This is a genomic window from Streptomyces sp. MS19, from assembly GCF_047200595.1.
Classification (GTDB): domain Bacteria; phylum Actinomycetota; class Actinomycetes; order Streptomycetales; family Streptomycetaceae; genus Streptomyces.
The window spans coordinates 163,286-186,148 of record NZ_JBJZOH010000008.1 but is presented as its reverse complement, the minus strand read 5'-3'; the positions used below and the strand labels follow the sequence as shown (position 1 = coordinate 186,148).

The window sequence follows — 22,863 nt, the reverse complement described above, 5'->3', positions numbered from 1 at the left end:
GTTAGTCAGGTGCGGTTGCTCGATGCCGATGACGGAGCGGTCGGTGGCGGAGCGGCGACCTCTGTCTGAGACGCGCGGGGGTGGTTCGTAAGCCCCACCGTGCGAGGCTGCGCAAGATGGGTGGCGGTGACGCGCAATTCTCCGGCCGCCGCGTCGAGCGCCTCCTCGGCTGCTTCGATTTCGTCGTCGATCACCGTGCGGGCGTGGCGACGGAAATCCTCTGCTACTGAGCCCATGTCAGGAAATCCCGGGGCGGTCAGAGCAACAAGCTGCTCCTGTACGCGGCCGAGGTGTGCGAGTACCTCTCCAAGAGGCATCAATATTTCGGCAAATGCCAGGGCGGCGTGGTGAGCGTCTTTCGAAGAGCTGCCACGGGTGTGTGAGTTGTCGATGGCAGTCTCGAAGGTGTGCAGGAGGATTCTCATGGAGGCAGTGAGGTCAACCAGGACGTGGGCGTCTTCGGATCTGGGAAGGGACTGGACCTGGAAGCGGATGCGGTCGAGGGACGCGGCTAGGTCGAACAGGGCAAGAGCCTTGGAAGAAGTCATGTGGGACGCCTGTGTAGTTCCAGTGGATGACGGCGGGGTACGGAGATGTGCTGTTGCGCCGGTTGCCTGTGATTCAGGCGGCGAGGGTGTAGTCGTCGCTGTCGCCGCGGCAGGCCCAGGGGGAGCAGCTGTCGGTCGCCCCTTGTTCGAGGAGGTCTTCGTCCTGGTCGTGACCGAGCTGTTGCTGTCGGGCGGCCCACTCGGCGGCCGTTACGTGGTCGATCGGCGCCTCGGATAGGGGGACGCGTGAGCGGTGGAGGAAGGCCTTGTCGAGCAGTCGGTTCCCGGTGGCGTTCGCCCTCGCGTTTCCGTCGCGGATGGCGGCGTCGAAGGCCAGCACGTCCGCCCACTCGTCAGGTGAGGTGTCGCGGATCGTGCGCCACTGGGCATTTCCGTGGAAGGGGCAGCCGAGGCAGGCGGATTTCGGGGTGCCCGCGAATCCGCGCGTCACCAGGTACTTCAGGCAGTCCGCTCGTGTCCAGCCGAGGTCGATCAGCGGATGGCGGTTGCGCATGTAGCGCACGTCGGCGTCCTTGGCCCGGTGGAATTCATCGGTGGATATCCCGACCCACTGTTCGACGAACAAGCTCTTGGGAATACGGGCAGGGTAGGGATAGCCGAGGAGTTCGCGGACCATCTTTTTGATGGGCTTGATCTTGTATTCGCCTGTGCACTGCCTCCGTGTCATCCCGGGACGGCCGTCCTGGTTGAGAATGTACAAGGGCATGGAAGCGAAGCGGTGTTGGGGGTCGAGAGCGTCGGAGCGGATGTTGCCGGAGGAGACGCGGAGGACCGGAATCCCGGCGGGCTTGGCTATCTCTTCCTCGAGCCGATCGAGGTGGGCATAGACGGACTTCGGCTCCCAGCCGGTGTCGGCGAATATCGCGTAGTCGACCTTGGGGAGTGTGCCGTCTGCTGACAGGGCGAGCATGGCGCTGGACTGCACGCCGGCGCCGAGGGAGATCGCGCGGAAAGTGGGCTGTTCAGGCAAGGGACGTCCGAGGGGAGGTTGTCGTCGGCGACGAGGCGGTGAACGGAAGGTGTGGGCGGGGCGGTTACCGTGATTTGCCCGGTCCTGGGTGGGGCGGATTCACCGCCGGGGCCTCATTGCCGCCTGGCCTGTCACGCTGGTAGAGGGCCTGTCGTCCTCGGGCGGTGAGGGTGATGGGACGCTCGCGGTGCGGCGGTGGGCGGGTATCCACCTGGACGAGGCGATGCTTTTCCAGAACGTCCAGGGTGGGCTGGATGATTCGTGTCCCGTCGGTGGCCTTGATCCAGGTGATGCGTCCGGACAGCGATTTGCGGACGTGGACGCCCCCTTGGGCGATGGCTCGCAGTGCTGCCCACTGCGCGGTGGAGAGTTTGGCCGGTGGCGCGTTCCGCGCACGCCGCTCGCGGGAGTCCACCAGGCGGGTGTGTGCCTGCTCCACCGTCGTGGCGGTGTACCGACAAGCCACGGCGGCCACTTCGAGTTGGTGGGCGGCGTTGTCCAGGGACTCGGTCACGCGGGGTTTGGCATGGGAGTGCCGATTCCGGCGGATGCTCGCCTCGTCGCCTCGGGGACCGGGAGAAGGCTCGCCGTCGAGTGGGTTGTGGTAGATCACGGTGGCGAGGTCGGTTCCGGCGAGGGATACGCCGCTGACAACGGCGCCCATCGATTCCAGGCACTCGCGGCTGCCGGGGGCGGAGTTGTACCAGCTGCTGTCGAGGCTGACCAGCAGTTGCAGGGCGTCCTGCGCGAACTGGTGAGCCCTGGCCATCAGCGGAGAGACGGAACGCAGGATCTGGCTGCCCGGGTCGGGCGCGACCTGGCGTACCTGGTCCTTGAGGGACAGAAGGTCTTGGGCGAGGTGACGAAGGGCGGCGGTGTAGTCGATGGCAGATCCAAACGGTCAAAGGTGTGCGTGTGGTGGGAGCGGTACGGCGCGCGGCGGCGGGCGCGCAGCTGTGTCCGCAGGTTGTGCGGATCGGCACGGAGAGCGCAGGCGATGACGTTGTGCGCTCCGGCGCTGAACGCCGAGCGGTGAGGCGATGGTCAGGCAGTCAGGCCCAAGTTTTCGCGTGCGGGGCTGGCCTTGGCGGTGGCGCGGTGGGTGATGTCGGCGGTGACGCGGGCGGAGGCCGCGGCGATGGCCGGTGCGTCGGATTCGCGGTACCAGGGGCGCAGGGTGAGGGCGGCGGCGCGCAGGCCGGTGGCGAAGCACAGCGCGGTGCCCTTGGGGAGGGCGCGGATGGCGTCCGGGGGAAGGATGCGTTCCTGTCGCATGGAGATGCTGGTGGACTTCCCGGAGTCGGACAGGGAGGTGGAGGTGGTCTCGACGTCGTGGTCGCCGATGAGGCGTGAGAGCTTGTCGGCGAAGTCGAGGTCGTCGATGCCGCTGCCGATGATCTTGATGGTGGCGGCGGACCACAGGGCGTCCATCCCGGTGTCGCCCCAGACTTTCTGGCCCTGGCGGTAGGACTGCAGGATGGTGATCGGGATGACGCCGCGTGAGCCGAGGTGGCTGTAGAGGTCGGGAAGGTCGGCGATACGGCAGACGTTGGCGGCTTCGTCGAGGACCGTGAGCATGGGTGGGTCGAGGCGTCCGCCGGAGCGTTCTGCGTGTTCGGTGGCGGCCCGCATGACGGCGTCGGCGCAGGCGGCGATGAGTGCGGACGCTCCGCCGCCGCCGTCCTTGCTCAGCAAGTACAGCGTGTCGGTGGAGCACACGAAGTCCGCCGGGCGGAACTCGGCCGCGTCGTCGCGGGGGGTGACCCAGGCGGCCGTGGTGGCGTTCAGCAGTGCGGCGGCGTACTGACGGGCGGTTTCGTAGATGCCATCGCGCGTCTCCGGCGGTCCTTCGACGGTGCCCTTGAGCTGGGCGGCGACGGCCGTGAAACCGTGGTCGCGCAGGACATCGAGGGGAGTGCGGTCGGCGGGGAACGCGAGCCAGCCCATGACATCGGTGATCGGGCGCCGGTCGAGGGCGGCGGCCAGGAAGAGCTGGCCGAGGATGTTGGAGGCGGCCTTCGACCAGAAGTCGCCCTGCTGGGAGGCGTCCACGGAGGCGGCGAGGAAGTGCCCGGCGAGCCGGTTCGCTCCCTCGAGGGTGGTGGCGCCGGTCAGCGGGTTCCACCACATGGTCCGTTCGGCGTGGGCGATCTGCTGGGGGTCGAACGTCCACGCCGTGCCGGTGGCGGCGCGGGCCTGCAAGGTGGCGGCGAAGGCGTCGCCGGCGGCTTTGTTCGAGGTGAGAAGGACCGGGCCGGGGGCCGAGAGGATGGACGGGATGGCCAGGCTCGTGGTCTTCCCGGAACGCGGGGCCATGATCGCGACGGCGACGTCCTCCCAGCCCATGCGGACCTCTTGCGAGGTGCCGACCAGGTTGCCCAGGAGTACGCCGCTGTCCTGCGGGGCGAGGCGGCCCGCCGTCGCGAGACTCGGGCGCAGCGTGCGTGCCTTGGCGGCGACGGCCTTGTCGAGCAGCGGCTCGATGTCGCGAGCCTTGGCCATCCCGGTGAACCGCTTCTTCACCGATGTCCTGCGGCGGCTCCACCACCACAGGCCCGCGACGGCGGCTGTGCCCGTCACGACCAGGGGGAGGACGAGGGCGCCCACCAAGAGGGCGGTGTGCCCGGTGTGCGGCCACATCTGGTCACGGTGCAGCAGAGCGTCCGCCGGTTCGTAGGGAGCCCATGGCCCGCCGGTCAGCAGGGAGGTGAGGTTGCCGCCGAGCCAGGCGGCGTGCGACAGCGGGAGGACAACGGCGACCGTGGCGAGCAGCAGCCGGAAGGCGAAGTTGTAGGAGTCCGGGGACGAGTTGTTCTGGGGCAACGGTCAGCGTCGGCGGCGTGGCTTCTCCTGGCGCGGCCGCGGCGCGGGCGATGGCGGGGAAGCCGCGTTCCGCTGCTGGGCGGCCACGTCTATCTCGATGAGCACGTGGCCGTGAACCGCCCAGTCGTCCAAGGCGGGCCACGCCTCCTCGTTCCGGACGAAGACGGCCTCCTCCTGGTCCGAGGCGCCCGCGCGTTCCGCCTCCAAGGCGTCGATGCGTTCCAGCGCTGAGGCGAGCGTGTCGAGCCCGTGGCTCCAGCGGTCATGGGCGTCTCCCTGGGGGAGCTGCTTCACCTGCCTCCGGGCGGTGTTGATCAGGGTGCCCGCGCACTGTCGTACGGGTGAGAACGCGCGCCAGATGTCTGCGTCACGTTGGGCAGCACGCTCGCCGTAGCGGTCGGCGTCGTGCGGCCAGCCGTCCGTGTCGGTGTGCCGGTCGGCCCAGGTGTCCCAGCTGACCAGGATACGGTCGGCTTCGTGAAGGTAGACAGCCAGGGCTGCCAGGTCGAGGTCATGAGCGGTGGGCATTGCCAAGGCGGTTACCGGTTTCGTGCTGTCTCGGGCGCTGATGCGCGGGGGACGAGTGGGGCTGTCGCCGCCGTGCGGCGGGCGGCTCGCGCGGCGTTTCGGACGCGGGCCCTGTGGGCTTGGACAAAGTCCTGTGGGCTGACCCGGCTTGGTTCCTGAGTGACGTCGTACGCGGTGTGGTCGTGTGAACCGCGCTGTACAGGGGAGGTGTCGGCCAGGGCACGGACGAGGCTGTGCAGGACGTGTTCGGCAACCGTCTGCTGGATGCTGGCGTGCCAGATGATGCGGTCCGGGCCGTCGTCGTGGGCCCAGAAGCGCCACGAGCCTGCTTGTCCCGTGAACTCCAGGAGTTTGTCGGGGGAGTGCGCCCACCAGGTGCCGTTGGTGGCCTGAGCGACGCTCCAGTCGGCGTCCTTGAGGGTGGTCATCGGCTCGGGTGTGGCTGGGGGCGGCGGGACGATCAGGGCGTCGGTGAGGCCGGCGACGATTTCGACGGGAGTCGTCTGGTCGAACACCGCGTACCAGTCCGGGGCGGAGAGGTACCAGGCGTGCCGGGCGGGCGGCTGCGCGCTGTGGTGCAGGGTGGTCTGGCCGTCGGGGCTGACCAGCCGCACCTGTGCGGCGAGCGGGTCGGCCGTGTTGGTCCATCCTGCTGCGGCCAGGGGGTGGGTGACGTGTCGGGGGTCGCCCGGTCCCGCAAGGGCGCGCGGGACAGTGTCGAAGAGGAGCGTCCAGGCGTGGCGCTCGGTGTAGTCGTCGAGCTGTCGGCGGGTTACGGGCATGGTCACCTGCGTGGTGCGGGCGTGGAAGGGGCGTTCCGGTGAGCGGTGAGGAGGCGGTTCGTGTGCCGCCGGGCGGTGGGGGCGTTGCGTGCCCAGGTGGCGGATCGGGCCGTGCTGACACGGGCCTGGAGCCACGCGGTGTACTGGGCGGGCAGTACGGATACGGAGGTGGTGCGCAGCCGGTTGCTGGTCGGCACATGTGCGCGGGGACGCAGGACGGGTTCCGGGTCGGCGAGGGCGCCGGTGAACGCTTCCAGGAGGTACAGGGGAGTGGTGGCGGTGAACCGGGCTGACCACATCGTTCCGTGCTCGGCCGCAGCGCCGATCCACCACTGGGCCCGGCCGGGGCCCGGTTGGTGATATTGCACCCACGCATCGCGGGCAGCGCTGACGGCGGAGACGTGCTGTCCCTGTTCCTCCTGCCATCCGTGTTCTCGCAGGGGTGCCCACACGTTGGGGGCGTGAGCGGCAGGAGGACGGGTGAGTGCGTCGGTGAATCCGGCGATGATCTCCACGGGCGTGCGCGGGGAAAGCTCCGCGTGCCAGGCGTCGCCGCCGTCGGTCACGCCGGCCACGGCCCAGCCGTCCGGTGCGAAGCCGATCCGGACAGCACGGTCGGGGCTGAGCAGAATGGTCGCGTGTTCTTGTAGCGTCGTGGTCCGCCAGCCGGAGGCGCGCAACGCCTCGGTGACGTAGCGCAGGTCACCGCCGCCGGCGAGGTAGCGGGGTTCCACGAGGTAGTGCTGCTCGGGCCGTTCGGCTGTCCAACCGGCCCGCCGTGCCGAAGTCACCGGTGCCTCCCCGTGGGGGGTGCCGGTGGCGCGGGAGGCGGCGGCGTGTCGGCGAGTTCGGCGAAGTGCTCGGCGTGGATGTTCAGGTCCAGAGCGATGTCGTACACCTTGTTGGCGGCGCGGCCGAGCGCGAGCGACGTTCTCTCCGGCAGTGCGAAGTGGGCTGCATGCTGGTGCGCGACGCGTGAACTCGTGGACAGCAGCGCGACCATGCGGCCCAGAACGCCGTTGTCGGTGTCGAGCACGGTCGCGAGGACTCGGACCGCCGCCTGTGGGGAAGCGCGCAGCAGCTGCTCGGTGAGCATGTCGATCTCCCAGGCGATGGCCTCGGCTCGGCCTGCTGGGCGGTGCGGGGGATGCGTCACCGTGCGCGCTGCTGGAACTCGGAGGCTCGTACGCCCCGTTGAACAGGGACGGTCGCGGTGGGCGCGGACGTGGCGGTGCGCAGGGCGAGCCCGATCCCCAGGGCGGCCAGCCGTGTGCCGAGGGTCTGAAGGAACGCCGCTTGCACGGCGGGGTCGTCGCCGGGCAGGACCATGTCGTCGTCCCCGGCGTTGAAGCCGTACTCCGCCAGGAGGGCTGCCACGTCGGGGCGCTGCGGGCGGGGTGTGCGCAGGGAGCGGCCGGACCAGGTCAGGACGAGCGTGTCGTCCGAGGACGGGGGACGGCGCGCGTTGTCCCGGACTCGGGCGACGGCGGTGCGGTAGCGCGGCAGCAGGTCCCAGGCGATGGACCGGGCGGCGCTGAGCGGGTCGTCCGGCACGGCGATACCGTCCGGCTCCCGGACGTCCCGGAATGCCTCCGTCGGCAGGGCTGGCGCCATGGTGGCGATGAGGAACCCGTTGTTCTGCGTCGGATTGGCCATCACGAACAGCCGGGTTCCGTCGGTGTCAGTGAGTGTTGCGCATTCGGTGAGCGGGGAGCGGGCGAGGGCGTCGGCGATGAGATTCATGTCCCACACGTCTGCCGTGAGTCGGGCGAACGTGTGGTCGGCGTCGGGGTGATAGCGGCCCGTCCAGGTGCCGGGCAGCGCGTCGGCCAGTAGAAGGATAAACGTTTCGAAGTCGGGATCGTGCATGGTCTCCCTGCGGGGATCAGCGGTGGCGGGGAACGGTGGGCGAGACAGCCGCGGCGGGTGCGTCATGGCGGTGCGGGACGTGGAGATCGCCGCACTGTTCGTGGCGGTCGGCGAGGTCGTTGCGGATGCTGCGGAGGTCGGAGCTGATCACGCCGAGGTGCTCGTCGGCGAGGTGTCGCAGCCTCCGGGCGACGTACCGGTCCGGCGGCTGGCCCAGGTACTCCACTAGATCCGCTGTGGCGTTCAGTACCTCGTGCAGCCCCTCGAGTACTCCATCGTGGTCCGCGGTCAGCTCGGTGAGGGCTTCGGCTGCTTCGTCGGTCGTAGCCGCGCCGCGGATGCACTCGGCGAGGTACTCCAGGACAGCGCCGGTGGCGGATCGGTGGGCGGAGTACACCTGGGTGTCGAACGCGGCATCGGCGGCGACGATGCACCCGGCGGTGCGGAGCCTGGAGACAGCGCGTACGGCCAGCCGACGTTCGTCCGCGGTGTCGAGGTTGTGGGGAAGCCGGTGGTACGTCTCGTTCAGCCGGACGACCGGCACCCAGGCCGCCCGTTGGAGGATGCTGTGGGCGCGTGGGTCACCGCCTCGGGCGGTGACCTGCCCGCCGGGCTGCTCGCGGCCGATGGACACCATGTGGTTAGAAGGCATCGGTGGTGCCTGTCCTCTCTATCGGTCGCCGACGTGCACGAGCTGGTGGAGGGGAGTGAGCGAGTACCAGCCCGCGTCGAGCGCCTGGAGGCCGGGAACTCTTGGCAGGAGGTGGCCGGCCAGTGCTCGCAGGTGGATGAGGCAGTCGGCGCAGCGGCGGTCGAGGTGGACGAGGTGGCGCGGGTGGGCGGTGATGTAACTGAGCTCCCCGCCGTCGGGGTCGCGCAGGCGCCAGCCGTCCTCGTCGGTCGGGGTGTGCCAGGACGGCGCGACCACGTGCAGGCAGTCACCCCACAGCTGTCCCCGCACGGTGCCGCGGATGATCGCGATCCGGTCGCCGGCCCGGAAGTGACGGTGAGTGATGTCCCGCACTGGGGTCAGAGGATCGGGCAGGCGTGTCCCCGCGGGGATCTCGTGCATGGGGCGCGGTTCGATCACGACATTCCTCGGCGAACGCGGGGACGGGGGCGTGTATCCAGGGTCCCCGCGTGGCCCGTTTTGGCTAATCGGCGTCCGTCATGTACGCGAGCGCCGGGGCACCGGTGACGTTGCGTCTGCCGTTCGCGGGTGCGGCTTCGCCGCTCGGGCGGTCCGGCTACGGCGAGGGGGCACCCAGTGGTCTGGGTCGTCGGGGAAGTAGCTGCGGGCATCGGTGGCCCAGGTGACGAGGTAGCGCTCCGGGCCGCTCCAGTGGGTGAGCGGGATGACGTCGATGCCGCGCTGGCCGAGGACGTATGCCCAGCTCAGGCTGGAGTGCCTCAGCTCGCGCAAGGTGGTGGTGAGGGGGGCGTCCGCAACGGATGTCGCGTCGGTGGTGGCCTGCTTCCGGCTGGGATCGAGATAGGGCGCTATTCGAGAGCGCAGCTCTTCGGGGGCTCCGGCGAGCAAGTCTGTTCCCAGGACGTCCCAGCCGGCGGGCGCGTCGGTGATGAGATGCCGGGTCATGTCGTCCAGTGCCTGGCCGAACCGGTACCTGTACGCGGTGAGCAGGAGGGGGAGCTGGTGGCTGGGGCCGCCGTCGAAGTGGCAGTAGACGGCGTGGATGCGGTCCCCGTCACCGGGGCGGGCGATGACGGAATGTGTGGACAACAAGGCTCCTTGGGAGTCAGCGCGGTGTCCTGCGGGCCGCCGTGGGCGAGGCCGTCTGCGAGGGCGGTGGTGCGGCTGGGAAGTCAGGCGGAGCGGCGTGGGGGATGCGGTGGACCAAGGCGCGCAGGTGCTCGGCCGGTCCTGTGAGATCGCCTGCGATACCGCGCAGCGCGGTCGCGGCGTCGGTGAAGTCGTAGTGGAGGTCGAGGGCGGTGTCGTCCGTCGTTTCCCGTACGTGATCGGCGGCCGTTTCCAGAAGGTCGGCGAGCTGGTCGAGCACTCCGGCTTCCGGCTGGACGATCCGTGCGACGAGGCTGGCGGCCTTCTCCGGTTCTCCTGCCGCTTCGACGGCCTCGATCAGGTGGGCGTAGTGATCATCTTCGCCGGTGGGGTTGGCCATGATCTCTCTCAGATAGGAAGGAAGGTGCGCTTGTCGGAGTGTCGGCTCAGGTCGCGCGGTGAGGCGTGTGCATCCGGGCGTCGGTGTCGAAGAGTTCGGCTTCGGCCGGGTGGAGGTGGTGCTGGACGACGAAGGAGCGTTCGGCGATCTTCCACAGACCTCGACCGCGGCGGAGATGGCTGATGGCGTCGGACTCGACCGTGGTGAGGCCGAGGAGGTCGGCGGCAGGGGCGAGCTGGTCGGGCTCTTGCCGGTAGATGACGCGGGTGGAGCAGTCGGCGAGCAGCCCTTCGGCGAGCGCGCGTCCGCGTGATCCGGCGTCACCGGCGGACAGCAGGTCGCTCAGCCGGTGAATGACCGCCAGGTTGGCGATGCCGAAGCTGCGGGAGAGCTTCCACTGGGCCTGCATGCGCTCCAGCAGGCTGGTGTGCCGCATCAGGCGCCAGGCTTCGTCGTAGATGATCCACCGCTGTCCGCCGCGGGGGTCGGCGAGGGCGGCTTCCATCCAGGCTGAGGCACAGGTCATTGCCAGGACCAGGGCGGTGTCGTCGCCGGTGCTGCCGAGGCCGGACAGGTCGATCGTCAGCATGGGGGCGCTGGTGTCGAACCGTACGGTGGAGGGGGCGTCGAACATCCCGGCCAGGTCGCCGCGGATGAGCCGGCTGAGGCTGTGCGCGAGGTCCCGTGCCGCGTCCGCGAGGTATCCGGGCTCGCCGGCACGGTTGAGCTGCTTGCCGGTCAGGAGTGAGGTGACGTCGACGAGGAGCGGCGCGCGTCCGGCGTGCTCCGCCTGGGCGACGGCGCTGTCGAGGGCGACGTAGAGCGCGGTGTGCTCCATGGGCAGCAGGTCCCGGCGCAGGACGGCGCGGGCCAGTGAGGAGAGGAGGAGAAGGCGGCGGCTTCGTACGTGGCCTGCCCAGTCGGCCGGGGCGACGGAGGGCGGGCGCGGGGCGGCGTCCAGGGGGTTCAGCCGCTGGGGGAGACCGGGGCCGAGCGCGATGCTGGTGCCGCCGGCTGCGGCGGCCACGTCGGTCCATTCGCCCTTCGGGTCGCATGGGACGTAGACGCGGTGGCCGAAGGCGGTGCTGCGCAGTGCGAGGGACTTGGCCAGGGCTGACTTGCCCTGGCCGATGACGCCCGCGAGCAGGATGTTCGGGTTGGTGAAGCCGTCCAGCTGCCCGTAGAGGGTGAACGGGTCGTAGGCGAAGGACGCTTCGGCGTGTACATCGCGTCCGACGTAGACGCCGTCGCCTCCGAGGCCGCCTTCGGCCAAGAAAGGGTAGGCGGCCCCCGCGACGGCAGTGGTGAGGCGGTGGGCGGGGAGCTTCAGTCTCCCGGCGCGGGCCGATGTGGCCCCGGAGCGCCCTCCCGATGGATGGGCAGGAGGTGGGAGAGGCGTCGGCAGGGGAGCGGCGGTTCCGCGATCGCCCGCCGGGTTGACGCGGGCGAGCTTGCTGCGCGCGGCGGTACGGGCGGCTCGGCCGCTGCTGCGGGTGACGAACAGCGGGCTGGTGGTGGCGGTGGCGTGGTGGCGGTGGCTCATCCGGGGGTGTGGTCCCTGGTCAGGTCTGTGGGAGTGCTGGTGCGGCGGACGAGGTGTCCGGTGGCGAGGTGCCGGTGGCAGATCGCCACGGTGGGCGGCCCGTCCGGCAGGCCGCCGTCGTCACTGCCGTCGGCTGGGGGAAGCCGGTGGTAGCTGTCGTGGACGGCCGCGGTCGCGGCCCACAAGAAGTCGCGGGCGGCGCTCAGGCGCTGCCCGGCGGAGGGGTGTTCGGGCCGGGTCACCTGGACGAGGTGGTCGAGCAGGCGTAGCAGCGCGGCGATGTGCGCGTGGAGGTCGTCGAGGTGGTGCCGGTCCGGGGGATTGCCGTCGCTGGTACGGGTGAGGGCCTTGGCGTGGTGGCGGATACCTGCGGTGGCTGCCCGCAGGTAGAGCGTGGCGGGAGAACTGGGAGGGCGGTCCGCAGGGGTCACAGGACGGTGCGGGCGAGCGGGAGCGCCGCGGCGACGAACGCCTCGCCCTGCTGGTAGGTGAGCCGCCGGAGATCGATCTGGGCGGTGACGGCGGCGGTCTGGATCTGGGTGCAGGCGGCGTCGAGTTCGGTGTCGGACGTGGCGGAGACGGTCAGCAGGCCGGTCAGCGCGACGGAGCCGTGTCCGGCGATCAGCTGGCGTTCGCGGCTGACGGCGTCCTGGTACTCGATGGTGTCGGCCTCTGCGGCGACCTGGCCGCGGCGTGCCCGTTCGGTGGCGTCCGCCAGAGCGCCCGCCTTCGCCCGGCGGACATCTCGAAATGCCGCTTCGAGGTCCTGTGGCGTATAGATGAGGGAAAGGCTGCGCCGTACACCACCGGTGAACATCAGGGCGTGCAGGAAAGCGGCGTTCGTCTCCGTGCGGGGCCAGTTCTCTACCCAGAAAACCGCGTGGCGGGCGGTATCCGTTGCGAGCCGGTCGCCTTCCTCGATGACGGTGACGGGCCCGGCGGCGGACGGGGCGGTCACGGCGTTGCTGTTGGCCGACTGCTGCTGGAGGGTGGCATGGGACGCGGGGTCGTAGGCGGTGCGTATTACCCCGGCGATCTCGGACGCGGTCAGCCAGCCGGTCACCGTGAGCCCGGCCTCGTGTGCGGACTGGGTGATGGCCGAGGTGCTCTGCCGGAGAAGGGCGAACGCGCCGTCAGCACCACCGGCCTGCCTGATGCGTCGTTTGGCGGCCTTGAGATCGATGCCGACCGCCAGGTACGTCTCGTGGGGAGCTGCGGCTGGCCCGGCGGCGGCGACGAGGTCTGCGTAGATACCAGCGGTGGGGCTGTCCGGAAGGCCGTGGGACGCCCAGTGCCGTGCGACGGCGTCCCCGGTGGCGTCCGGCACGGTGCGCTCCAGCACCTGGACCGCGGTGACGCGCGAAGAAGCGCGGGCGGTCGCGGCCAGGGCGCGGCCCCATCCTGCGACGTGGGCATGCTGGGTGGCCGGGTCAAGCAGGGCGTAGCCGCGGCTGGTGACCCGGGCGACCGCGGTGAGGGTCTGCTGGTGCGGATCGTGGAGGGCCGCGGCCTGGCCGTCGGGTCCGCCGGGGGAGAGGACGCGCAGCGACGCGGCGGTTCCGGGCAGATGCAGGAGGCCGTCGAGGCGCGGCCGGGAGAGGGGACGGGCAAGCCACCGGTCCTGCCCGGTCCGGCGCCGCACGGCGTAGCGTGCGGCAAGGGGCGCCCAGTCGATCAGTGACCTGCCCGAACGGCGGACCGTGACGAGCACCACGGTCGCCGCCCACACCGGGGACAGCGCCATGGCGCCGGGCAGCCCGGTAGTCAGGACCGCCACCAGGAGCAGGGCCAGCGCGCCGGAGACGAGCAGGAGCTGGGGGAGGGACAGACCGTAGAGGATGCCGCGCCGCGAGCGGTGCGGGAAGACCACGGTAGGTGGGGCGAGGACGGGCTTTTCGGGCAAGGACGGTCCGGAGGTCAGGGGGCGGCACGCGGGCGAGGAGGTGCTGCTCGCGTGCCGCCCTGGGGTCGGCGGTCGGGTCAGGCGCTGCCGGCCGGTGGCGGCGCGGGCGGCCTGGATGCGGTCGGCGAGGAAGGTGCGCCGGTCGGCGTGCGGAGCGGCTGCACGGTGGTGAATCCGCCGCCGCGAGCAGAGGGCGAGGCAGGGGACGGCGGATCGCCGGAGTCCGTGGTATCCACCGGCGGACCGGGCGGAACAGGAATCGACTTCTCCAGCCGCTCCGACAGACCACCCTGCCGATTGCCCTGGCCCGGTACCGGCGTCACGGCGGGGCTGACCTGGCCGGGGAATGCGCCGCTGGGAGTGTCGGGCCCCTGGGGCGCCGCGCTCGACATCGCGGCCGTACCGGCGGCGCCCCCGGCGGCCAGGGCGACGGCCCGGCGTCCCAGATGCATGGTGTGCTGGCGGGCTACCTGCATGCCAGCGCCGCTGGCACGGTGGACGGCTTCACCGTCCGCGCCGCCTTCAGAGGCCCAGTGCACGAACCGGAATGTCGCGTACGGGCACAGCAGGACAAGGGCCATGATGACGATGCCAGCCAGTACATCGGCGAGCGCGCCGATCCCGTCCTCCGCTTCGCTGTTGCCGATCGCGGCGATCCCGAGGACGAAGATCACGGTCATCAGGAGCTTCGAGGCCACGAGGGTGGCGGTGACCTCGATCCAGCCGCGGCGCCACCGCCGCGCCGCTTCCCAGCCGCCGCCGGCTCCGGCGAACACGGCGAGCGTGACCATGACGACGACGCCGATCTTGCGGACCATCATCACGCACCAGAACAGGAAGGCGCCCAGAGCCGCGGCCAGCGCGGCGAAGACGGCGACCAGCCATCCAAGTCCGGACAGGGCCGTGAGCTGGTCGATGGCCACGACCCGGCGGACCGCTTGGGACAGCGATTGGCCGGACGCGGTGAACAGCCCGTCCGAGAGGGCGTCGGTGACGTCGAGGGCGACGGTCGTCAGCGCGACGGCGGCGAAGCTGAACAGCACCCCGGTCATCGTGCCGATGAACGCCTGGGTCAGGGCCTGCCCGTCGCGGCGCAGCGCCGCCCGCACCAGCTGAGCGCAGAACGTGCCGACGAGCAGGACCAGTCCGATCGGCAGAACCAGCGCGTAGTTGTCGCGGAACCAGGCGGCTCCGAGGTCGACCTGCGTGGTCGTGTCGACGGCGGTGGCGGCCAGGTCGGCCGCTGCGGTGGCGAGGTCCCCGGCGCTCTCGGTCATCCACTCGCCGATCGCTTTTCCCGGGTTGGCGGCGAACTCGGCGGCTGCACTGGCCGCGTCGGCGGCGTCGTCGATCGCGCCGACCGCGTCACAGGCGGTGCTGACGACGGGCACGTCGCAGAAGGCCACGGTGTCTCCTTGTCTCGTTGTGCGACGGCCTGGTCAGGGCATCACGGTCGGGGAGACCGCCACGAGGGAGCAGTCGCGGGAAGGGCGGCACTGCACGGCCAGGGTGGTGGACCGCTCCTCGGTGCCGGACGCGCCGGTCCGACCGTCGGGCTCGGTCCAGGCGATCCGCTGGGTCCCGGTGACGGTGACGGCGTAGACGTACGCCTCGGTGATGGCGGTGGGATCGTCGGCCAGGGCCTGCTGGAAGGCGCTGGGGAAGCGTCCTTCGGCGTCGCGGGCGGCGGCGCGCTGGCCGGTGTCGGCCATGCGGGACCACAGCGTCGGGTCGGGCACCTGGCTCGCCACCGAGGGCCAGTCGGCGTACCGCTCGTCGCCGGTCATCCACTGCGCCAGGGCGGCGAGGTGCTGGGCGCGGCTGGTGGTCCTGGTGTCGTACGACCACAGGGCGGTGGCGGCGGCTTCGGCGTAGGCGACCGGCTCGTCGATGCGGGGAGGGTCCGCCGGGGCCGGGGAAGAGGAGTCCGGCACGGGAGCGGGCCTCGCGGGCGGCGTCGCCTCGCCGGTGGACGGCAGGCTGGTCTCGCCCGTGGCGGGCGGGCTGGGTGTCGGCTCGGCAGGGTGTTCACCGCCGCTGCGTGTCACCAGGGCGGCGGCCAGGGTGAGGGCCAGGACGAAGACGAGCAGGCCGGCCAGGACGAGTGCGCGCCGGGCCGGGAACGAGGCGGGGAGACGGCTGCGCATCAGTGGACCTCCGTGCCGAGCGCGGAGAAGAAGCTCACGATTCCGTTGGCGGCGCCGAGGCCGAGGGCGGCCCCGGCGGCGACGACCGCGCCCTTCTTGCCGTTCGCTTCGGCCTGGTGGCCGCCGGTGTGGTGGCCCCAGGCCCATACGCCGAGGGAGACCGCGAGCGCGCCGACGACGGCGAGGAGGCAGAAGAGGTTGATGCTGGAGACGACCTGCCGCAGGACCGACAGGCCCGGCAGGCCGCCCTCGGCGGGCTCGATGCCCGGGTCGAAGGCGAGGACGATGGGGCGGAGCGAGATGAAAACTCCTCAAATAAAGGTCGACTTGGAGGCAGGCCGACAGCGGCCAAGGGGGCGTGGAAAGGAGGCAGGGCTTTAGAGGACGCGGCGGACCGCGAGGACGGTCCAGTCGGTCAACGGTGCGACCCGTACAGGCTTGCCCGTGCGCGGTGCTTCGATGACCAGGCCGCGGCCGAGGGCGAGACCGACGTGCTCGGGCCGGTCCGCGCTGCCCCTGCTGAAGATCAGGTCGCCCGGCGCGATGTCCCGTTCCGGGACGGCCTGGCCTTCGCCGATCTGCGTGTAAGTGGTGCGGGGGAGCGTGACACCGGCGTGGGCGTACGCCTGTTGCACCAGGGAGCTGCAGTCGCAGCGGCCCATCGGGTCGGGGCCGTGCGGATCGGTGCAGGTCCCGCCCCACTGGTAGAGGGTGCCGAGCTGTCCCATCGCCCAGGTGATCGCCGCGCGCGCGGCCGGATCGGCCTCGGCCGGCATCTCGTATCCGTCGGGCACGGCACCCTCGGGGATGGTCTCCCAGTCGAGGTCGCCGTCGCCGCAATCCGGGGCGGGGGTGTCCGCGGTGTCCGCGAGGAGGGACTGGAGGTCGACGGCGAGGTCTTCCCACTGGGCGTACGCGTCCGGGTATGCGGACCGCTGCACGGCCTGGGCAGCCTGGGTGACGGTCAGTTGCTCCCAGCCGTGGATGGCCATGAGAGCTTCGTAGAAGCGGCGGCTGGCGTGAGCCGGGTCGAGGATTTCCTCCGCTGTGCCCCAGCCCTGGCTCGGCCGCTGCTGGAAGAGGCCGAGCGAGTCGCGGTCGCCGTACGCGAGGTTGCGCAGCCTCGACTCCTGTATCGCGGTCGCCAGGGCGACGACCTGCCCTCGCGCGGGGACGTCCAGCGATGCGCCGGTGGTCACGATGATCTGCGCGTTCGGGACCTGTTCGTCAGGGAGGTCGAGTCCGGTGACCGCCTCGGCGACCGCCGAGGAGTCGACGGGAGAGCTGCAGGCGGGGGTTGTGGCGGCGGCGGTGTGGCCGGCGAACGCCATGAGCGCCGTTCCGGTGATCACCAGAGGGGACAGGGCGACGACGCCGAGTAGGGCGGCTTTGCCCTTCACGTGGGCGTGGTCTCCCGGGTGCTGGGCTGCCGCGCCATGGGCGGCGGCGATCGGTGCGGTCGGATCACGGAACTCCTTCCGATGAAGCGCGAGTGGCGGGGCCGTTGGCCTCGCCGGTCACACGACCGTACGGCCGGATTCCCGGGTGCCGAAATCAGCCCGTACTTTCCGCAGGCGATCGCCGCCAACCGGGTTTCGTGTCCTACAGTGGTGGCTTCCCCCGCCCTGACTCCAAAAAGGATGGCGGTACCTCTTTGCCTTTTTCCCTCCACCACGGGGACGCGCTGAGCGTCCTGGCCGGCCTTCCCGATGACTGCGTGGATAGCGTCATCACTGACCCGCCTTACAATTCCGGCGGCCGGACCGCCAAGGAACGTACGTCCCGCACCGCGCGGCAGAAGTACACGAGCGCCGATGCCGAGCATCAGCTACCGGACTTCACCGGCGAGAACATGGACCAGCGAAGCTATGGTTTCTGGCTGACGCAGATCATGACCGAGGCCCACCGGCTGGCAAAAACCGGCGGCGCGGCGCTCCTTTTCACCGATTGGCGTCAACTCCCGGTCACCACCGACGCGATCCAGGCCGCCGGATGGCTGTGGCGCGGTGTCCTGGCCTGGCACAAGCCGCAAGCACGGCCCCAGAAAGGCCGGTTCACCCAGAACTGCGAGTTCATCGTCTGGGCGAGCAAGGGCCCGATTGACGGCTCCCGCAACCCCGTTTATCTGCCCGGCCTTTACAGCGCATCGCAACCCTCCGGTGCGGCGCGCAAGCATCTCACGCAGAAGCCGGTCTCGGTGATGCGTGAGCTGGTAAAGATCTGCCCGGAGCGCGGTACGGTCCTGGATTTCTGCGCCGGGAGTGGATCGACGGGTGTCGCGGCTCTCCTGGAGGGCCGGGATTTCATCGGCATTGAAAAGACTGCTCACTATGCGGCGGTCGCCCAGGGGCGGCTTGACGAGACGCTCCACGAGACCGCGATTCGGGGAGATTTCACGCTGACGGCATAGACGGAATAGTTCTTCGGACTTCTATACCCCGCGGGCCCCGGCTGCCGAAACCGGCGTTGGCGAAGACTCTGAGATCAGTATCTCTGCCGCAACGGCGGTGGAGGGAGAAGGAAGGAGAACTCGCGTGGACGATGCCGAGGGCCCGCCGATACCTGACCCGGTCCGGCTGGCCGACGCGGACCTGGAGGCCGTGTCGGCCAGCGTACGCAGCCTTCTCGCGCGCGTCGGCGAGCAGGACCGGCGACTCGACGACCTGTCCGACGGACCGTTCGGCTCGGACGATGCCTTCGGCGCGTTCGGCCGGCCGCTCGGAGGTCCGTCACCGGAGCCCCGGCCGATTCTGGAACTCGCCGGGCCCGAGCGCGACGACGAACTCGACGCGCTCTCGGACTGGGTGGACGACTTCCTCCTGCCGACGTACGGGGCCGAGGTCACCACTGCGGCGCCCTGGTGCCCCCGCTGGCAGGAGCACGACGATGTCGTCGCCTGGCTGCACGCCCTGTGGCTGGCCTACCAGCAGCACTCGGCCCCGGACGCCGGCCCCTCCGGGATGCTCATCTGGCACCGCGACTTCCTGACCCACACCATGGCCGCGATCCGCGCTCCGGGCGGGCCGCTGTCCGCATGTACCACGACGCCGGACCGGCCCGCTCACCGCCTGCTGCCCCACCCCGGGACATCCGTGCGCAGCGACCGTCCGGACGCGGGATGACGGGCCACCGTCCCGCGTTCGGACTCTCCTTCGACCCGCGCGCGCTCGCCGACCTCCTGCACGCCCCGGACGACATCCGCGACCTTGTCCTCGCCCACCTCAAAGACATCATCCACGCGCGGCTTTTCGGCACGGCACTCACCCGGGACCTCGCCGGGTACCGCAAGATCTACATCGACGACCGCAACTCATGGCGGATGGTCTATTGCCAGCGGCCCGCTCCAGCGGAAGCGGAGCACCGCACCGAGATCCACGTCGTTGCCGTCCGCCCACGGTACGGCGGTGAGGTCTACGCGGTTGCCCGTGACCGCCTCGGCCTCGACCGCTCACCCGCGACGTCCCGAGCTCATGCCGCTCGGACCCGCTCGCCGCAGCTCACCAGCTCCCGCCGGCCCGATACCGCGCGTTCCGCTCCCCCTTTGGTTGACGCGCCTGTTTCTGCCCGAAAGCATCGCCATGCCCGATGAATCCGCCGAATTCCGACTGGACGGATACCGGCATACCAACCTTCGACTTCAATGGCATTTCGAGATCAAGTTTTGGTCCGACAGGCCACTGATGACCATGCTGGCCGATCATCATCGGGAAGACGACCGGCACAGCTACTTTATCCTGCACGACGGGACAGCCATCTGGGGGCACCCAGGCGAGGACCAGATCCTCGCGCTGCACATCACCCGTATCCCCGAACTCGGCCTGTTCGACTACCGCTACACCTCATTTCCTTTGCCGGCGATGGCCCAGTCATGGGTGATCGCCCGCGGCTGCCCGCCGCAGGAGATCGGCCTGCGCGAGGGCGTTGGAACAGCACCGGCGGACGACATCACCCGGCGGCTGGAGCAGCGGGTGACGGGCTACGGCGACCACTTCGCGCACATCCACAGCTACACGGACGAAGACCCCCCGCGAACGACCGTCCTCCTCGGAGCGCTGGGGGACTCACCCGCCCCCTTCCGCGTGCTGCTGGAGACGACCGACATGCAGGCGCGCACTCACTCCCTCCGAGAGGGCGGCTTCACGACGATGTCGGCCGCCGAGTGGTGGCTGTCGGAATTCTGGAGAGGCAACGAGGCACCTCTCCCGCCCGTGCCGTCGGTCTCGAACGTTCGCGGCCCCGCTGCGCCTTCAGCAGATCCGCCTCTGCCGCGTCGCCGCTGACCGATGTCCCATGCCCGGATCTTCGGGGAGATGATCGAGGAGCTGTACTGCTGCCCGATCGCCGACCTCGAGGCCCGCGCGGAGGCATCACCTCAACCCGGCATGCTCGTCGCGCTGGTCGCCACCCGAGCCGAAGTGCAACAGGCTGAGGCGAACATCGCGCACCAACTGCGGCGGCTGCGTGATCTCAGCGCTTCCGCGAGGCATCCCCTCGAGCTGAGCGATGCCGCACATCTCGCCGACTGCGTGCGCCGCTTGTCCGACTCTCTGGTGGCCCGCGACGCGGGAGTACGCGTGCTGACCCGCGTACTCCAGAGCCTGCACCGCGCCCCGGAAGCCCGACCAACCTCGACCGCGTCCGCACCCCCTTTCTCACCTCCGTCAGCACCGAACACCGCATCGCCTACGCCCCGTTAAAGGTTTCAAGGAGACCCCCTTTGCCTTCGATCCCCCGACGCGAGTCCGATCTCGCACGAGTCAATGAGACGCTGGATATCTTGTCGCCCCGCTGGACGGCCTGGGTCCTGATGACCATGGCTCCGGAACCGCTGCGGCCGTTCCAGATGAAGTCACGTATGCCTTGGATGAGCGATCCGGGTCTCCACGGGATCTTGAACAGGCTCGTCGATGCCGGGGTGGCCATGCGTGACGTCCACAATACGAAGCACGTCACCTACAGCCTGAGCGATCGGGGCGCGGATCTGATACCGGTCCTCTCCGCCATGACCACCTGGGCCTCGCAGCACTTGGAAAGGAGTCTTGTCCGCGACGCCACCGGTACCCTGGTCCGTGAACCAATCCCCGCCGCGCAGCAAGCGGAAGACGCCCTCGTGCTGATCAGTGGTCGGTATGCGACCGAGGCTCTGTGGAGGCTTCGCTCGCAGGGCTGGGCCACCGCGGATGAGTTCGCCGAGCAGTTTCCGGCCGAGGCCCGCGCGGGTGCGCGCGTCCGGTTGTCCCAGCTCCGCGCCGATGGTCTCGTCGAGACCGCCGCTGGCAGATACCGCCTCACTGAGCCGGGTCAGGCTCTGGCGCCGGTCTACCGGGCTCTCTCCGCCTGGGCCCTGTGGGCCGACCCGACCGCTACCGCCCGCCATCCCGTCTGGGATCAGCGACCTCGCCGCACCGCCGTGTCTGTCTCGACCTCGAACCGCAGCTACATTCGTCCCCGCGCCCAGTGGCAGTCCGGCGACATCTTCTCCCACGGGACAGTGGCCTCCGGTGCTACAGCCCCGGCCGCGGGAGGACCGCGACGGTGACCGCCTCGCCACCGGATGGCGATGTCGTGGTGCCGCGATGCCTCGCCGGCCCGCGCGTTTCCGGCGACGAAGCCATCGCCCCGCTGACCGCACTCGGCTGGCCCCTGCGCCACGACGAGCTGGGCAACGTTCATGTCGAAGCACCCGACCTGCGCTTTCGTCTGGGCTTCGTGCCCGAGGGCGAGGACGACGCCCTCTGGCGGATCACCGCGTACATCGACCCGTACGGCACACCCGCCTGGGCCGCATCCTTCAGCGAAGGGATGCCGACCGAGATCGTGACCGCCTTTACGTCGATGCTGGCCCAGAGCATCCGCGCCCCGGAGTCCGTGGCCGTGGGTGCGGGCCGTTTCACGGCCCTTCAACCTCTTCTCGACCGTGGGTGGACCCATCAGGCGCCCGCCGACGGCATGGTGCATCTGGCGGCCCCCGACAAACAGGCGCAGCTGACCTTCGCCAAGGGACCTCTGCAGTTCGCGGACGAACTGCTCGGCCGGCGACCACGGTGGCACCTCTGGGGAGGCCCGAAGACCGGGCCCGGCCAGTGGTACGCAGAGGCCACGACCGGTACCCCCACCCCCCTGCTGACGGCCCTCACCACGAGTCTGTCCGACCCCGAACCTCTCCTGCGCTGGCGGGCCGAACTTCTCCCGGGGCTTCGCCAGTACGCGCGTCCACTCCGTCCCCGCCCGACACCGCTGGCCCTCGCCCACGCCGCCGCACGCCCGCGGCCGGCACCCAGGAGGAGTGTCGTGCGCTGGACGACGAGCAGCCGAGGGCGCTGACCAGAAAGGAAGCGCTGTGAGTCCTACGCCTCTTGCTGCCCAGGCGTTCTTCGACAAGCTGGATCTGCCGTACGAGAGCGCCGTGCTCGGCGACGTGTACTACGCCGTTCCCCAGCCTGCCCTGCCCCAGCGTCTGCGGATCTCGTTCCATCCCACCGACCCCGGGCACCTGGCCTTCGACGGGCTCGATGTCGCCGTGCTCCAGCCCACGGGCCCTGTCGACCAGGTCACTCTTCTCTTCGCTCACCACGCCACGTTCACGGCTCGGGACAGAGCGAAGGGGCTGAGGCCAGGGGCGTGGGCATACGCCACGTTCTATCCCCCGCCTTCCCCGCCGCGCAGGAGTGCTCCTCCTCCGTGGGCGGGAGCGGACGTCACCGGGCTGCGCACCGCCATCACGCGCTACGTCGAAATCTGGTTCCCCGCCCCGCTGCAACTTGACCGCTCCCAGACCGCGCACCAGCGGCCCAGCACCCCCGCGCCATCAACCGGCAGACCGCGAACCCGCTGACATCCCGACTCGACGCGCGCGTGGCCCGTACCCCACCCCCGGGGGGGGGGGGAAAGGAGGGAGGGGGGGGGGGGGGGGGGGGGAGGGGAGGGGGGGGGGGGGGGGGGGGGGGGGGGGGGGGGGGGGGGAGGGGGAGGGGGGGGGGGGGGTGTGTGGGGGGGGTTGTTGGGGGGGGGGGGGGGGGGGGGGGGGGGGGGGGGGGGGGGGAGACCCCCCCCCCCCCCCCCCCCCCCCAGGCCCGGCGCCGGTCGCGCGCCCCGCGTGGCGTGGCGCCGGGCCCGCGCGGGTCAGGGCGCGGGCGGGTGTCCAGGTGTGCGTGATGTGGCCCGCGTACGGCCGCGGGCATGGCGGGGAATTCCCATTCCGCCTCCTCGGATGTCGTGGGGGTGAGGAGATGCACGCGCGTGGGGCGGGTGCACGGAAACCAGTGGGAGCGCTCCCAAGCTTCGGGGACGGCGGCGCCGCAGTCAACCCCCCGTACGGGAAAGGCGATTTCCGGAAGGCGCCGCGATCGATCCGGCCGCACCCACCCGCGCCGCGAGCGGGCCGCACCCGGCCTCGGCACCGCCGGCCGGCCCTCCGGCGGGACGGCGCCTCACCCCGGGCAGCCCCCGCCGCCTGCCGCACACCCGCCGACCAGGGCTTCCGGCAGGTCCTGCGCGTTTCCGCCGTCCCCCTGGGCGCGGCGCAGCGCCTTCCCGGCCGCCCACGCGGGAGGACGCGCGGCTGGGCCGCATCCCGCAGGACCACCCC

At 70.6% G+C, this 22,863-nt stretch carries 28 protein-coding genes; 8 read left to right on the top strand and 20 right to left on the bottom strand.

The genetic code is table 11. From position 1 onward, the window contains the following. Positions 1-5 precede the first annotated feature (5 nt). The 20 genes from ACL02R_RS11630 to ACL02R_RS11535 form a co-directional block, all read right to left on the bottom strand. Entirely contained in the window at positions 6-548 is a 543-nt protein-coding gene (locus tag ACL02R_RS11630) for a hypothetical protein (protein WP_412796775.1), read from the bottom strand. A gap of 73 nt (positions 549-621) precedes the next feature. After that, positions 622-1,479: a hypothetical protein gene (locus ACL02R_RS11625; RefSeq protein WP_412796819.1), complete on the bottom strand. Its 858-nt coding sequence runs from the start codon at positions 1,477-1,479 to the stop codon at positions 622-624. A gap of 124 nt (positions 1,480-1,603) precedes the next feature. Further along, on the bottom strand, positions 1,604-2,308 hold the full coding sequence (locus ACL02R_RS11620; protein ID WP_412796774.1) for a hypothetical protein: 705 nt from the start codon (positions 2,306-2,308) through the stop codon (positions 1,604-1,606). A 275-nt stretch (positions 2,309-2,583) separates the two neighbouring features. Continuing rightward, entirely contained in the window at positions 2,584-4,362 is a 1,779-nt protein-coding gene (locus tag ACL02R_RS11615) for a TraM recognition domain-containing protein (protein ID WP_412796773.1), read from the bottom strand. A gap of 3 nt (positions 4,363-4,365) precedes the next feature. Continuing rightward, a complete protein-coding gene (locus ACL02R_RS11610) occupies positions 4,366-4,890 on the bottom strand; it encodes a hypothetical protein (protein WP_412796772.1) in 525 nt (174 codons plus the stop codon). 11 nt (positions 4,891-4,901) lie between these two features. Next, complete coding sequence (locus ACL02R_RS11605) at positions 4,902-5,672, bottom strand: DUF317 domain-containing protein (protein ID WP_412796771.1); 771 nt, start codon at positions 5,670-5,672, stop codon at positions 4,902-4,904. 2 nt (positions 5,673-5,674) lie between these two features. After that, on the bottom strand, positions 5,675-6,463 hold the full coding sequence (locus ACL02R_RS11600) for a DUF317 domain-containing protein (protein WP_412796770.1): 789 nt from the start codon (positions 6,461-6,463) through the stop codon (positions 5,675-5,677). Further along, positions 6,460-6,828: a hypothetical protein gene (locus tag ACL02R_RS11595; RefSeq protein ID WP_412796769.1), complete on the bottom strand. Its 369-nt coding sequence runs from the start codon at positions 6,826-6,828 to the stop codon at positions 6,460-6,462. Before ACL02R_RS11595 ends, ACL02R_RS11600 begins: the two co-directional genes overlap by 4 nt. Further along, positions 6,825-7,541: a hypothetical protein gene (locus tag ACL02R_RS11590; RefSeq protein WP_412796768.1), complete on the bottom strand. Its 717-nt coding sequence runs from the start codon at positions 7,539-7,541 to the stop codon at positions 6,825-6,827. The genes ACL02R_RS11595 and ACL02R_RS11590 overlap by 4 nt, the downstream gene beginning before the upstream one ends. Positions 7,542-7,557: 16 nt before the next feature. Beyond that, positions 7,558-8,193: a hypothetical protein gene (locus ACL02R_RS11585; protein ID WP_412796767.1), complete on the bottom strand. Its 636-nt coding sequence runs from the start codon at positions 8,191-8,193 to the stop codon at positions 7,558-7,560. A gap of 18 nt (positions 8,194-8,211) precedes the next feature. After that, positions 8,212-8,613, bottom strand: a complete 402-nt coding sequence (locus ACL02R_RS11580; protein WP_412796818.1) for a hypothetical protein — start codon at positions 8,611-8,613, stop codon at positions 8,212-8,214. Positions 8,614-8,709: 96 nt separating this feature from the next. Then, a complete protein-coding gene (locus ACL02R_RS11575) occupies positions 8,710-9,282 on the bottom strand; it encodes a hypothetical protein (RefSeq protein WP_412796766.1) in 573 nt (190 codons plus the stop codon). A gap of 16 nt (positions 9,283-9,298) precedes the next feature. Then, positions 9,299-9,682, bottom strand: a complete 384-nt coding sequence (locus ACL02R_RS11570) for a hypothetical protein (protein ID WP_412796765.1) — start codon at positions 9,680-9,682, stop codon at positions 9,299-9,301. A 46-nt stretch (positions 9,683-9,728) separates the two neighbouring features. Beyond that, positions 9,729-11,225 carry an ATP-binding protein gene (locus ACL02R_RS11565; protein WP_412796764.1) on the bottom strand — a complete coding sequence of 499 codons (1,497 nt, stop codon included), beginning with the start codon at positions 11,223-11,225 and terminating at the stop codon, positions 9,729-9,731. Beyond that, positions 11,222-11,656, bottom strand: a complete 435-nt coding sequence (locus ACL02R_RS11560) for a DUF6238 family protein (protein WP_412796763.1) — start codon at positions 11,654-11,656, stop codon at positions 11,222-11,224. Before ACL02R_RS11560 ends, ACL02R_RS11565 begins: the two co-directional genes overlap by 4 nt. Continuing rightward, positions 11,653-13,128 carry an SCO6880 family protein gene (locus ACL02R_RS11555; RefSeq protein WP_412796762.1) on the bottom strand — a complete coding sequence of 492 codons (1,476 nt, stop codon included), beginning with the start codon at positions 13,126-13,128 and terminating at the stop codon, positions 11,653-11,655. Before ACL02R_RS11555 ends, ACL02R_RS11560 begins: the two co-directional genes overlap by 4 nt. A gap of 77 nt (positions 13,129-13,205) precedes the next feature. After that, entirely contained in the window at positions 13,206-14,534 is a 1,329-nt protein-coding gene (locus tag ACL02R_RS11550; RefSeq protein WP_412796761.1) for an ATP-binding protein, read from the bottom strand. A 33-nt stretch (positions 14,535-14,567) separates the two neighbouring features. Further along, positions 14,568-15,275, bottom strand: coding sequence for a hypothetical protein (locus tag ACL02R_RS11545; protein ID WP_412796760.1), 708 nt, complete (start codon positions 15,273-15,275; stop codon positions 14,568-14,570). Next, complete coding sequence (locus tag ACL02R_RS11540) at positions 15,275-15,577, bottom strand: DUF6112 family protein (RefSeq protein ID WP_412796817.1); 303 nt, start codon at positions 15,575-15,577, stop codon at positions 15,275-15,277. Before ACL02R_RS11540 ends, ACL02R_RS11545 begins: the two co-directional genes overlap by 1 nt. A gap of 75 nt (positions 15,578-15,652) precedes the next feature. Then, positions 15,653-16,675, bottom strand: a complete 1,023-nt coding sequence (locus ACL02R_RS11535; protein ID WP_412796759.1) for a C40 family peptidase — start codon at positions 16,673-16,675, stop codon at positions 15,653-15,655. 254 nt (positions 16,676-16,929) lie between these two features. Between ACL02R_RS11535 and ACL02R_RS11530 the strand changes: the two genes are divergently transcribed. The 8 genes from ACL02R_RS11530 (at position 16,930) to ACL02R_RS11495 (ending at position 22,110) form a co-directional block, all read left to right on the top strand. Continuing rightward, positions 16,930-17,685 carry a DNA-methyltransferase gene (locus ACL02R_RS11530; RefSeq protein WP_412796816.1) on the top strand — a complete coding sequence of 252 codons (756 nt, stop codon included), beginning with the start codon at positions 16,930-16,932 and terminating at the stop codon, positions 17,683-17,685. Between the two features lie 181 nt (positions 17,686-17,866). Continuing rightward, on the top strand, positions 17,867-18,397 hold the full coding sequence (locus ACL02R_RS11525; protein WP_412796815.1) for a DUF4913 domain-containing protein: 531 nt from the start codon (positions 17,867-17,869) through the stop codon (positions 18,395-18,397). Further along, complete coding sequence (locus ACL02R_RS11520; RefSeq protein ID WP_412796758.1) at positions 18,394-18,864, top strand: hypothetical protein; 471 nt, start codon at positions 18,394-18,396, stop codon at positions 18,862-18,864. The genes ACL02R_RS11525 and ACL02R_RS11520 overlap by 4 nt, the downstream gene beginning before the upstream one ends. Continuing rightward, a complete protein-coding gene (locus tag ACL02R_RS11515; RefSeq protein ID WP_412796757.1) occupies positions 18,854-19,555 on the top strand; it encodes a hypothetical protein in 702 nt (233 codons plus the stop codon). Before ACL02R_RS11520 ends, ACL02R_RS11515 begins: the two co-directional genes overlap by 11 nt. Positions 19,556-19,585: 30 nt before the next feature. Beyond that, on the top strand, positions 19,586-19,972 hold the full coding sequence (locus tag ACL02R_RS11510; RefSeq protein WP_412796756.1) for a hypothetical protein: 387 nt from the start codon (positions 19,586-19,588) through the stop codon (positions 19,970-19,972). A 20-nt stretch (positions 19,973-19,992) separates the two neighbouring features. Beyond that, positions 19,993-20,814, top strand: a complete 822-nt coding sequence (locus tag ACL02R_RS11505; RefSeq protein WP_412796755.1) for a winged helix-turn-helix transcriptional regulator — start codon at positions 19,993-19,995, stop codon at positions 20,812-20,814. Next, positions 20,811-21,599 carry a DUF317 domain-containing protein gene (locus ACL02R_RS11500; RefSeq protein WP_412796754.1) on the top strand — a complete coding sequence of 263 codons (789 nt, stop codon included), beginning with the start codon at positions 20,811-20,813 and terminating at the stop codon, positions 21,597-21,599. The genes ACL02R_RS11505 and ACL02R_RS11500 overlap by 4 nt, the downstream gene beginning before the upstream one ends. A 16-nt stretch (positions 21,600-21,615) precedes the next feature. Further along, complete coding sequence (locus tag ACL02R_RS11495; protein ID WP_412796753.1) at positions 21,616-22,110, top strand: hypothetical protein; 495 nt, start codon at positions 21,616-21,618, stop codon at positions 22,108-22,110. The last annotated feature ends 753 nt before the right edge of the window (positions 22,111-22,863 follow it).

What these genes read in the sequence shown, in the direction of transcription:
- ACL02R_RS11590 (WP_412796768.1), bottom strand. Translation starts at nt 7,541, where the DNA reads ATGCACGATCCCGACTTCGAAACGTTTATCCTTCTACTGGCCGACGCG.
- ACL02R_RS11515 (WP_412796757.1), top strand. Translation starts at nt 18,854, where the DNA reads ATGCCCGATGAATCCGCCGAATTCCGACTGGACGGATACCGGCATACC.
- ACL02R_RS11585 (WP_412796767.1), bottom strand. Translation starts at nt 8,193, where the DNA reads ATGCCTTCTAACCACATGGTGTCCATCGGCCGCGAGCAGCCCGGCGGG.
- ACL02R_RS11610 (WP_412796772.1), bottom strand. Translation starts at nt 4,890, where the DNA reads ATGCCCACCGCTCATGACCTCGACCTGGCAGCCCTGGCTGTCTACCTT.
- ACL02R_RS11630 (WP_412796775.1), bottom strand. Translation starts at nt 548, where the DNA reads ATGACTTCTTCCAAGGCTCTTGCCCTGTTCGACCTAGCCGCGTCCCTC.
- ACL02R_RS11510 (WP_412796756.1), top strand. Translation starts at nt 19,586, where the DNA reads ATGATCGAGGAGCTGTACTGCTGCCCGATCGCCGACCTCGAGGCCCGC.
- ACL02R_RS11570 (WP_412796765.1), bottom strand. Translation starts at nt 9,682, where the DNA reads ATGGCCAACCCCACCGGCGAAGATGATCACTACGCCCACCTGATCGAG.
- ACL02R_RS11625 (WP_412796819.1), bottom strand. Translation starts at nt 1,479, where the DNA reads ATGCTCGCCCTGTCAGCAGACGGCACACTCCCCAAGGTCGACTACGCG.
- ACL02R_RS11620 (WP_412796774.1), bottom strand. Translation starts at nt 2,308, where the DNA reads ATGGCCAGGGCTCACCAGTTCGCGCAGGACGCCCTGCAACTGCTGGTC.
- ACL02R_RS11520 (WP_412796758.1), top strand. Translation starts at nt 18,394, where the DNA reads ATGACGGGCCACCGTCCCGCGTTCGGACTCTCCTTCGACCCGCGCGCG.
- ACL02R_RS11605 (WP_412796771.1), bottom strand. Translation starts at nt 5,672, where the DNA reads ATGCCCGTAACCCGCCGACAGCTCGACGACTACACCGAGCGCCACGCC.
- ACL02R_RS11545 (WP_412796760.1), bottom strand. Translation starts at nt 15,275, where the DNA reads ATGCGCAGCCGTCTCCCCGCCTCGTTCCCGGCCCGGCGCGCACTCGTC.
- ACL02R_RS11580 (WP_412796818.1), bottom strand. Translation starts at nt 8,613, where the DNA reads ATGCACGAGATCCCCGCGGGGACACGCCTGCCCGATCCTCTGACCCCA.
- ACL02R_RS11565 (WP_412796764.1), bottom strand. Translation starts at nt 11,225, where the DNA reads ATGAGCCACCGCCACCACGCCACCGCCACCACCAGCCCGCTGTTCGTC.